Source organism: Blastococcus sp. MG754426, assembly GCF_021699055.1.
In the GTDB taxonomy this organism is placed as follows: Bacteria; Actinomycetota; Actinomycetes; order Mycobacteriales; family Geodermatophilaceae; genus Blastococcus.
The window spans coordinates 1-9,732 of record NZ_SSXC01000107.1 but is presented as its reverse complement, the minus strand read 5'-3'; the positions used below and the strand labels follow the sequence as shown (position 1 = coordinate 9,732).

At 73.9% G+C, this 9,732-nt stretch carries 11 protein-coding genes; 5 read left to right on the top strand and 6 right to left on the bottom strand.

What is annotated here, in order from left to right; translation table 11 throughout:
• Positions 1 to 1,183, top strand: a 1,183-nt coding sequence (locus tag E9549_RS21400) for an LCP family protein (RefSeq protein ID WP_236828611.1), incomplete at its 5' end; no start/stop codon positions are given.
• Positions 1,184 to 1,237: 54 nt separating this feature from the next.
• Here E9549_RS21400 and pstB read toward each other — a convergent pair.
• The 6 genes from pstB to E9549_RS21370 all read right to left on the bottom strand — a co-directional run bounded on the left by pstB (position 1,238) and on the right by E9549_RS21370 (position 7,202).
• Positions 1,238 to 2,017: a phosphate ABC transporter ATP-binding protein PstB gene (pstB, locus tag E9549_RS21395; protein WP_236828610.1), complete on the bottom strand. Its 780-nt coding sequence runs from the start codon at positions 2,015 to 2,017 to the stop codon at positions 1,238 to 1,240.
• Positions 2,018 to 2,042: 25 nt separating this feature from the next.
• Positions 2,043 to 3,131: a phosphate ABC transporter permease PstA gene (pstA, locus tag E9549_RS21390; RefSeq protein WP_236828609.1), complete on the bottom strand. Its 1,089-nt coding sequence runs from the start codon at positions 3,129 to 3,131 to the stop codon at positions 2,043 to 2,045.
• The gene (gene pstC / locus E9549_RS21385; protein WP_236828608.1) at positions 3,131 to 4,081 is read right to left on the bottom strand and encodes a phosphate ABC transporter permease subunit PstC; all 951 of its coding nucleotides are present in this window, start codon (positions 4,079 to 4,081) and stop codon (positions 3,131 to 3,133) included. The genes pstA and pstC overlap by 1 nt, the downstream gene beginning before the upstream one ends.
• A 93-nt stretch (positions 4,082 to 4,174) precedes the next feature.
• The gene (pstS, locus tag E9549_RS21380; protein ID WP_236828607.1) at positions 4,175 to 5,299 is read right to left on the bottom strand and encodes a phosphate ABC transporter substrate-binding protein PstS; all 1,125 of its coding nucleotides are present in this window, start codon (positions 5,297 to 5,299) and stop codon (positions 4,175 to 4,177) included.
• 243 nt (positions 5,300 to 5,542) lie between these two features.
• Complete coding sequence (gene mshD / locus E9549_RS21375; protein WP_236828606.1) at positions 5,543 to 6,439, bottom strand: mycothiol synthase; 897 nt, start codon at positions 6,437 to 6,439, stop codon at positions 5,543 to 5,545.
• A gap of 7 nt (positions 6,440 to 6,446) precedes the next feature.
• Entirely contained in the window at positions 6,447 to 7,202 is a 756-nt protein-coding gene (locus E9549_RS21370) for a response regulator transcription factor (RefSeq protein ID WP_236828605.1), read from the bottom strand.
• Positions 7,203 to 7,421: 219 nt separating this feature from the next.
• Between E9549_RS21370 and E9549_RS21365 the strand changes: the two genes are divergently transcribed.
• The 4 genes from E9549_RS21365 to E9549_RS24365 form a co-directional block, all read left to right on the top strand.
• The gene (locus E9549_RS21365; RefSeq protein ID WP_236828604.1) at positions 7,422 to 8,246 is read left to right on the top strand and encodes a hypothetical protein; all 825 of its coding nucleotides are present in this window, start codon (positions 7,422 to 7,424) and stop codon (positions 8,244 to 8,246) included.
• Positions 8,243 to 8,932: a DUF2993 domain-containing protein gene (locus tag E9549_RS21360; protein ID WP_236828603.1), complete on the top strand. Its 690-nt coding sequence runs from the start codon at positions 8,243 to 8,245 to the stop codon at positions 8,930 to 8,932. Before E9549_RS21365 ends, E9549_RS21360 begins: the two co-directional genes overlap by 4 nt.
• Before the next feature lie 46 nt (positions 8,933 to 8,978).
• On the top strand, positions 8,979 to 9,326 hold the full coding sequence (locus E9549_RS21355; protein ID WP_236828602.1) for a thioredoxin family protein: 348 nt from the start codon (positions 8,979 to 8,981) through the stop codon (positions 9,324 to 9,326).
• Between the two features lie 237 nt (positions 9,327 to 9,563).
• The coding region (locus E9549_RS24365) for a rhodanese-like domain-containing protein (protein WP_308113107.1) at positions 9,564 to 9,732 on the top strand (169 nt) is incomplete at its 3' end.

The following is a 9,732-nucleotide window of genomic DNA, read 5'->3' as shown; positions in this document are numbered from 1 at the left end:
GGTCTCGGCCGAGGGCGACCGCGCGGCGCTGGTCAGCGTCCCTCCCACGGCGCTCGTGGACACCCCGGCGTGCCGGACGCCCGACGGCACCCTGCGGGACCCGGTCACCGAGGCGTTCGCGAGCTCGCTGCTCGAGGGCGGCCCGGCGTGCACGGTGCGGGCGGTCCAGCAGCTGTCCGGGCTCCGCATCGACCACTACCTCGGCGTGGACCTCGCCCGCCTCCCGGGGATGGTGGACGCCCTCGGCGGCGTCCCGGTGTGCATCGTCCCCACGGCGGCGACCGCGGCTGCCGCGACACCGCCCCCCGCCGGGCCCTCGGAGCTCTCCGGCGACGCGGCGTCGGGTTTCCTGCAGCCGGGCGACGGCGGCGTCGACGTCACGGGGGCCGCCGTCGCCGAGCGGGCGCAGCGCCTGCTCACCTCGACGATGCGGGCGGCGATGTCCGCGGACACGCTGCTCGACCCCGTCGCGCTGACGCGCTTCCTGTCCCGCGCCTCGGACGCCCTGACGGTCGACGAGCAGACGACGCTCGGCGACCTGCGCGCGCTGGCCGCGACCCTCGGCGACCTCTCCGGCGACGCGGTGCAGCGCGCCGAGCTGCCGGTCGCCCAGGTGGGGTACGTCCCGGCCGGCACCGAGCAGGGCTACGTCGTCCTCGACGCATCCGCCACGCGCACCCTCTTCGACGAGGTCATCGACGGCGTCCGGGTGCCGGAAGAGCTCCTGGCCGTCCCGGGTGCGGCGCTGCCGGCCCCCGAGCCGGAGCCGGCTCCTGAGCCGGTGGACCCCTCCGTGCCGGAGCCGCTCACCGCGGCCCCCGGCGAGATCACCGTCGACGTGCTGAACGGCACCGCCACCAGCGGCCTGGCCGCGACGGTGGCCGACGCCCTTCGCGGGCAGGGCTTCGGCATCGGCACGGTGGGCAACGAGACCGGCACCGTGACCGAGAGCGTCGTCCGGTACGGGCCCGAGGCGCTGGACCGGGCGCGCACCGTGGCCGCCGCCGTCCCGGGGGCGGTGCTCCAGCCCAGCGACGCGCTCGGCGACGGTGTGCAGCTGGTCATCGGCCCCGGGTACTCCGCGGTCGTCCCGGTGGAGATCGGCGCCCCGGAGCCGGTCGAGGTCGCGCCGGAGGCGGCTGCGGCCGCCCCCGCGCCGGAGGCGGCCGCAGTCCGCTGCTGATGCACCGCCGTGCGGTGCCAGCGATCACCCGCTGGTGGCCCCGGAACGGGGCCGTCAGCCGAAGCGGCCGGAGATGTAGTCCTCGGTCGCCTTCTGGTCGGGGTTGCTGAAGATCTTCTCGGTCGGGTTGAACTCGATCAGCCGGCCGGGCTGCCCGACGCCGTTGAGGTTGAAGAAGCCGGTCTGCTCGCTCACGCGGGCCGCCTGCTGCATGTTGTGGGTGACGATGACGATGGTGAACCGCTCCTTGAGCTCCGTCATCAGGTCCTCGATGGCGAGCGTGGAGATCGGGTCGAGCGCCGAGCACGGCTCGTCCATCAGCAGGACGTCGGGCTCGACGGCGATGGCGCGGGCGATGCAGAGCCGCTGCTGCTGACCACCGGAGAGCCCCGACCCCGGCCGGTCGAGCCGGTCCTTGACCTCTTCCCACAGGTTGGCGCCCTTCAGCGAGCGCTCCACCAGGTCGTCGAGGTCGGACTTGCTCATCCTGACGCTGTTGAGCCGGAGCCCGGCGGCGACGTTCTCGTAGATCGACATCGTCGGGAACGGGTTCGGCCGCTGGAAGACCATGCCGATCTGGCGGCGCACGGTGACCGGGTCGGTGTCGGGGCCGTAGAGGTCCTGGCCGTCCATGACGACCTTGCCCTCGACGCGGGCGCCCGGGATCACCTCGTGCATCCGGTTGAGCGTGCGCAGGAAGGTCGACTTGCCGCAGCCGGACGGGCCGATCAGTGCGGTGATGCTGCGGGGCTCGATCGAGACGTTGACGCCCTCGACCGCGCGGAAGCTGCCGTAGTAGATGTTGAGGTCGGAGACCTCGATGCGCTTGGCCACGGGGGTTCCCTCCGGGTCGGTCCGGTCAGCGACCGGTCTTGGGGGCGAAGAAGCGGCTGATCAGGCGGGCGACGACGTTGAGCCCCATGACCAGGATGATGAGCAGGAGCGCCGCCGTCCAGGCGCGGTCGATGGCGAACTCGGGCGGCACGCCGGGCTGGGTCAGCTGGTAGTAGGCGTAGACGGGCAGCGTCGCCATGCGGCCGTCGAAGGGGTCGAAGTTGGTCGCGTTGGTGATGCCGACGGTGATCAGCAGCGGCGCGGTCTCCCCGATGACGCGGGCGATGGCAAGGGTGACGCCGGTGCCGATGCCGGCGATCGCGGTCGGAATGACCACCTTGGTGATCGTGCGCCACTTGGGCACGCCCAGGGCGTAGGAGGCCTCGCGCAGCTCGTTGGGGACGAGCTTGAGGACCTCCTCCGCCGAGCGGACGACGACGGGGATCATCAGGACCGACAGCGCGATCGCACCCATGATGCCCAGCCGGATGCCCGGCCCGAAGATCAGGACGAAGAGGGCGTAGGCGAAGAGGCCGGCGACGATCGAGGGGATGCCGGTCATGACGTCGACGAAGAAGGTGATCGCGCGCTTGAGCCGCCCTCGCGCGTACTCGACCAGGTAGATCGCCGCCAGCAGGCCGATCGGCACCGAGAGCAGCGTGGTGAGCGCGGTGATGATCACCGTGCCCATGAGCGCGTGGTAGGCGCCGCCGCCCTCGCCGATGATGCCCTGCAGCGAGGAGTTGAAGAACTCGCCGTCGAAGCGTTCGATGCCGCGACCGACGACCTCCCAGACGAGGGCGACCAGCGGCACCATCGCGATGCCGAACGCCGCGGTCACGACGGAGGTGACCAGCCGGTCGGTGGCCCTGCGCCGGCCCTCGGTCACCCGGGACACGACGTAGACCGCGACCGTGCCGAGAACCACCGCGTAGACCACGAACAGGACGACGTTGAAGCCGGTGAGGGCGCTCAGCAGGGCCGCGACCGCGACACCCGCGGCGAAGACCGCGAGCGGGACCCAGCGGGGCAGCGAGCGATCGTGCTGCTGCTGCGGCCGGCTGACCGCAGAGGCCCCGGTCGTGGGGGCGGGGGTGGGGGTCTGGACGCTCATCAGTTGGCTCCGGAGAAGTCGGCCCGGCGGTTGACGATCCAGCGCGCCAGCATGTTCACCGCGAGCGTGATGACGAACAGCGCGAGGCCGCTGGCGATCAGCGTGTTGACGTCGATGCCGGTGGACTCGGGGAAGTCGAGGGCGATGTTGGCTGCGATGGTGGCCGGGTTGGCGCTGCTGATCAGGTTGAACGTGATGCCGCCGGAGACGGAGAGGATGATCGCGACCGCCATCGTCTCGCCCAGCGCGCGCCCCAGGCCCAGCATGGCGCCGCCGATGATGCCGCTCTTGCCGTAGGGGATCACCGCCATCTTGATCATCTCCCAGCGGGTCGCACCCAGGGCCAGGGCCGCCTCCTTGTGCAGGGTGGGCACCTGGCGGAACACCTCCCGGGAGATGGCGCTGATGATCGGCAGGATCATGATCGCGAGCACCAGGCCCACGGTGAGCATCGTCCGGCCGGTGGAGGACGTCGGCCCGGCGAACAGCGGGATGAACCCGAGGTTCTCCTCGAGCCAGCGGTAGAACGGGACGAGCTTGGGGGCCAGCCAGAAGATGCCCCAGAAGCCGTAGACGATGCTGGGGATCGCGGCCAGCAGGTCCACGACGTAGCCCAGGCCCTGCGCCATCCGGCGCGGTGCGTAGTGCGTGATGAACAGCGCGATCGCCACCGCCAGGGGGGTCGCGACCAGGAGCGCGATCACCGCCGAGAGCAGCGTGCCGAACAGCAGCGGGGCGATGTAGGAGAGCAGACCCTCGTCGCCGGGGATCTCCTCGGCCGGAGCGGTGAGCGCCGGCAGCGCCTCGGCCATCAGGAAGACGGCGACACCGGCCAGGATGACGAGGATGAGGATGCCCGCGCCCTTGGCGGAGCCCGCGAAGATGCGGTCGCCGGGCCGGCGGGGCGGCTTGGTCGTGCTCTGGTCGGACGGCGTCCGGGTGGCTGTCACCGCTGCTCCGGGAGGTCGGTGGGGAGAACTGCTGGGAACTTCCTACCCGTCGTCGGGCCGCTGCCAGGTGGTGCGGGATCACCAGGGCTCAGATCACCCGGCGACCGTGATCGCGTCGATGGCGGCCATGTTCTGCTCGCGCAGCCCCTCGGAGATGGGGGCGGAACCGGCGGCGTCGGCCGCGGCCTGCTGGCCCTCCTCGCTCGCGACGTAGGTCAGGAAGTCCTTGACCAGGTCGACGGTCTCCTGGTCCTCGTACTCGACGCAACCGATGTGGTAGCTGACCAGCACGATGGGGTAGTTGCCCGACTCGGTCGTGTCGCGGGCCAGGTCGATCGCGTAGCTGTACTCCGGCCGGTCGGCGTCGTCGACCTGCTCCGAGTTCTCCACCACCGCGGCAGCCGCCTCGGCCGACGGCGCGACGAACTCCTCGCCGACACCCACGTTGGCGACACCGAGGTCGCCGGCCTGGCTGAGGTCGGCGTAGCCGATCGTGCCGTTGCCGGCCGCGACGGCGCTCACGACGCCCGAGGTGCCCTGGGCGGCCTCGCCACCGGCGACCGGCCAGTCACCGCTGGGCTCGTGCGGCCACGCGTCGCCCCCGGCGGCGGCCAGGTACTCGGTGAAGTTCTCCGTGGTGCCCGACTCGTCGGACCGGTTGACCGGGGTGATCGGCAGGTCCGGCAGCGTGGCGTCGGGGTTGGCCTCGGCGATCGCCGGGTCGTTCCAGTTGGTGATCTGCTGGTTGAAGATCCCCGCGATCACGGCCGGCGGCAGGTTGAGCTCGTCGACGCCCTCGAGGTTGTAGACGACCGCGATCGGCGCGATGTAGTTGACGAGCTCGAAGGCACCGGCCGTGCCGCAGCGCTCCTCCGCCTGGGTCAGCTCCTCCTCGTCGAGGTAGGCGTCGGAGCCGGCGAAGTCGGTGCCGCCGGCGAGGAACTGCTCGCGGCCACCGCCGGAGCCGACCGGGTCGTAGTTGACGGTCACGCCGGGCTGCACGCTCGAGTAGCCGGCGGTCCAACCCTGCATGGCGGCCTGCTGGGCGCTGGACCCCGCGCCGACGAGCGTGCCGCTCAGCTCGGAGCCGGAGCTGGTGTCGCCGCCGCCGCTGGCGGTCTCCGCGGTCTCGTTGGACGCACCGCAGGCGGCGAGCGCGAGGGTGCTGGCGAGCGCAACGGACAGCGTCGTGGCGCGCGTCTTGGTGCTGAGCTTCAACTCAGGGCCTCTCAGGTTCGCCCGGACCTGTTCCGGGCAGCGTGGGACCGACGGGAGCGACGGTAGGGAGCCCAGGTGGCGGCACACCCCGCTTGCGGTGAACGGACGGTGAACGAGCGCCGAGAACTGCGATGATCTTGAGTGGCCCGGGTCACGCGGGGGGAAGATGCGGGGTCGCGGTGCCACCCACCAGCAGGCAAGGGCTCGGCGCCGGGTGGGCGCGTCGCCGTCGCCGGGTCGGCCTCAGCGGGCCTGCGGCTCCCGGTGCCACGCGACGTCCACGGAGTACCGGGTGAAGCCCCGCCCCTCGTACAGCCGCACCGCCGCCGTGTTGTCCTCCTCGACGTAGAGAAGCACCTCGCCGAGACCGCGCGCCCGCAGGTGCGCCAACCCGAGGTCGGTGAGCGCGCGCCCCAACCGCAGCCCCTGGGCGGCCGGGTCGACGCCCAGCACGTAGACCTCGCCGACGGGCTCGGGCCCGGCGTCCCCGGCGGGGTGGACCTTGGTCCAGTGGAAGCCGAGCAGCTCGCCCGCGGCCCCGGGCGCGCCCCGCCACGCCATCAGGAACCCGTCGGGGTCGAACCACGGCTCCGCCTCGCGGCGCTCGAGGTCGGCGTGGGTCATCCGCCCCTGCTCGGGGTGCCAGTCGAAGGCGCGCGCGTTGACCCGCAGCCACGCCTCCTCGTCACGCCCGGGAACGAACGGCACCACCCGGACGTCGCCGGGCAGGTCGGGGCGCGGGTCGGGGTCGATGCCGGCCAGGTCGCGCCGCAGCTGCAGGAGCACCCGGGCCCGGCGGAAACCGTGCGGGACGAGCAGCTCGGCCGACCCGGGCAGGTCCCCGTGCGCCCAGACGTCCAGCGGCCCTCCACCCGCGGCGTCCAGGACGCGGCGCAGCAGCGCGGTGCCGTGGCCGCGGCGGCGCCGCTCGGGGTGGACCACCAGCTCGGCGGTCCCACCGTCGAGGCGGGCGTACCCGGCCAGGGCGCCGTCGTCGTCCCGGACCGTGAGGTCCTGCCCGTCGGGCGAGCCGTGCCGGAGGCGCAGCTCGGCCTCCTCGGAGACCGGGCGCACGCCATCGGCGGCGCCGGCGGCGCGGAGCAGGTCGAGGACGCCGGCGACGTCGCGTTCGTCGATCACCGGCCCATCAGACCAGCTCGGCGCCCGCCCCGGCGTCGGCGGTGGCCGCGCGGTCCTCGGCGGCGGCCCGCGCGGTGGCGTCGGCCACCTGCTGGTCGAGCTTGTAGCCGACGTTGCGCACGGTGCCGATCAGCGCCTCGTGCTCGGTGCCGAGCTTGGCGCGCAGCCGGCGGACGTGGACGTCGACGGTGCGGGTGCCGCCGAAGTAGTCGTAGCCCCAGATCTCCTGGAGGAGCTGGGCGCGGGAGAAGACGCGACCCGGGTGCTGGGCCAGGTACTTCAGCAGCTCGAACTCCTTGTAGGTGAGGTCGAGCGGGCGACCGCGTAGCTTGGCCGAGTAGCTGTGCTCGTCGATCACCAGTTCGCCGGCCTGGGTGAGGCCGCCCTCGCCGCCGTCGGCCGGGGTGGTGGCGGCCAGGCGCCGGGCGGTCGCCCACTTCAGGCGGGCGTCGACCTCGGCGGGGCCGGCGGTGTCGAGCAGCACGTCGTCGACCCCCCAGTCCGCCGAGAGGGCGACCAGGCCGCCCTCGGACAGGACGGCGACCAGCGCGGCGGCCACCCCCGTCGAGGAGAGCAGCCCGCACAGGGTGCGGGCCTGGATGAGGTCGTAGCGGGCGTCGACGAGCACCACGTCGCCGGAGTCGCCGTCGAGCAGGCTGGAGAGCTCCGGGGCCACCACGCGGACCTGGTGGCCGAGCAGCCCGAGGGCGGGCAGCACCTCGGTCGTCGCCTGGCGGGCTGCGGTCATGAGCACGAGTCGCATGTCGTCTCCTCAGGGGTCCGGGGCCGGCGGGTGCCGAACGGACCTGCGACGGCGCTGTCGAGGTGAGACGGCAGGATAGCCGACGCCCGCTCCGGGGCCCCCGATCCGGCACCGATGCGTCCCCGTCGGGTGGGCCCGTGACGCCGGACACGCCGGTCGCGGAGCGCCCGACCCGCTCGTCGAGCGGAGCGCACGCCGGGCTTCTGACACGATCGGCCCGTGAGCTCCGCCGCGGTCCCGTCGCCGACGCCGGCCCGCCCGCACCACGTCGTGGCCGCGGGCCTCGCCGTCCTCGCCGCGGGCCTGGTCGCCGGGCTGCCGCCGCTGGCCGGCGAGGTCGGGACCCTCGCCGCCGTGCTGGTGCTCCAGCTCGCGCTGGTGCTCGCCTGGGTCCTCGCCACGGGGATGCAGGGCTTCGCGGCGTCGCTGGCCGTCGGCACGGCCGCCGCCGTCGCGGCCGACCTCGCGCTCGCGCTGCCCGAGGACCCGGTGCCGGGCGGCCTCCTCGCCGTGCTGGGCATCGGGTTCCTCGCCGCCGTGCTCCAGCAGATGCTGCGCACGCCGCGGGAGGCCCTGGTCGACTCGCTGGCCGGGTCGGCGGTCCTGCTCACCGCCGTCGGCGCGCTGGCGGCGCTGCTGCTGCTGGGCCGGGCCGACGACGGCGGCCTGACCGCCACCGCCCTGGTCGCCGGAGCCGCGCTGGTCGTCGGCCACCTCGTCGACCAGGTGCTGCCGCGGCCCCGGCTGGCCCCCGGGGTCCCGCGCGGGCTGCTCGGCGTCGTCCTCGCCGTCCTGGCCGGCGCGGCGACGGCGTGGGCGGTCCGCGACCTCGCCGACCTCGGCGCGCTCCGGGCACCGGCCGTGGGCGCCGTCATCGCCGGGGTGGTGGCGCTGGTCGCCGTGGCGGGCAGCTACCTCGCCGTCGAGACCACGTCCGAGGGCGAGGCGGAGGCGCTCTCCCCGTGGGCGCCGACCGTGGTCCAGGTCGTGCTGCCCCTCGCCGCCGGCGCCCCCGTGGCCCTCGCCCTGCTGACCGCCCTGTGAAGGTCGCCGCGGTCGTCCTCCTGCTGCTCGTCGTCACCGGCGTCGTCCTCGACCGGGTGGCGGTGGGCTTCGCCGAGCGCGAGGTGGCCGAGCGGCTGGCGGCCCAGGAGGCGCTGTCCGGTGAGCCGGACGTCGAGGTCCGCGGCTTCCCGTTCCTCACCCAGGCGCTCGCCGGGCGCTACGACGAGGTCCGCATCTCGTTGACCGCCGACGAGCTGGGCCAGCCCGAGGGCACCCGCGCCGACGTGTCGCTCCGCGGTGTGCACCTGCCCCTGTCGGCGCTGCGGGCCGGCACGGTGGCGGAGGTGCCGGTCGAGCGCATCGACGGCACCGCGACGCTCTCCTACGAGCTGCTGGCCGGGGAGCTCGGCGCGGACACCACCCTGGAGCGGGAGGGGGACGGGTTGCGCATCACCCGCACCGTCGAGCTCCTGGGCCGCGCGTTCCCGCTCACCGCGGCCGGCACCGTCTCGCTCGACGGGGACGAGCTGGTCATCGACGTCGACCGGGCGTCCGGGGTGGGCGTCGACGTCCCGCGCGTCGCCGTCGAACGGGCCACCGACCTGCTCGACCTGCGCTACCCGGTCGAGCTGCCCTACGGGCTGCGGCTCACCGACGTGACCCCGCGGGACGACGGCGTGGCCGTGCGCGCGGTGGCCGAGGACGCCGTCCTGGCCGCGGAATAGGGCCGCGGCCGCGCCGGGTTCTGCGGAGGAGGACCCGGGAGGGGTGGTGGACCAGGTGGACGCTGCGGCGGTGTTCGACCGGCTCGGGGTGCGCCCGGCCGAGGCGGAGCTGACCGTCGTCCAGTTCTCCACGGCGTTCTGCGGCCCGTGCCGGGCCACCCGGGCCCGGCTGGAGCAGCTGCGGGCGAGCCGGCCGGGGCTGGCCGCCGTCCACGTCGACGCGGAGAGCCACCTGGACGAGGTCCGCGAGCTCGACGTCCGGCTGACGCCGACGCTGTTCTACCTGGACCGGGGCGGGCGCGTGGTCGGCCGCACCACCGGGGCTCCCCGGCCGGCAGAGCTGACCGCGCTCGTGGATGCGCACGTGGGTGGCCGGGCAGGCGGTCCGGTGTGATCGGCTACGCTCGCGCCGTGGGCATCCTGCTGACCTCGCGCCGCACAGTCGACCTGTGCCGCGTCGGCAGCTGCCTGTGTCCCGCCCTCTGAGGGCGGCACCGCGCCGTCCAGACGCGCTCTCCGCGCCGTCGGGATGCCCCTCTCTCCCGGAAGTTCCGCGCTGCGAGCGATCCGCGTCGTCCCGCACCACCCGAACGACCGACCGCACACACCGATCACCCGGAGGACCACCACCATGAGCCGCAACGACGTGCTCGTCACCGCCGACTGGGTCCAGGAGCACCTGGGCCAGCCCGGCATCGTCCTCGTCGAGGTCGACGAGGACACCACCGCCTACGACGGCGGCCACATCGAGGGCGCCGTCAAGCTGGACTGGAAGAAGGACCTGCAGGACCCGCTGCGCC

What these genes read in the sequence shown, in the direction of transcription:
- pstA (WP_236828609.1), bottom strand. Translation starts at nt 3,131, where the DNA reads ATGAGCGTCCAGACCCCCACCCCCGCCCCCACGACCGGGGCCTCTGCG.
- E9549_RS21370 (WP_236828605.1), bottom strand. Translation starts at nt 7,202, where the DNA reads ATGCGACTCGTGCTCATGACCGCAGCCCGCCAGGCGACGACCGAGGTG.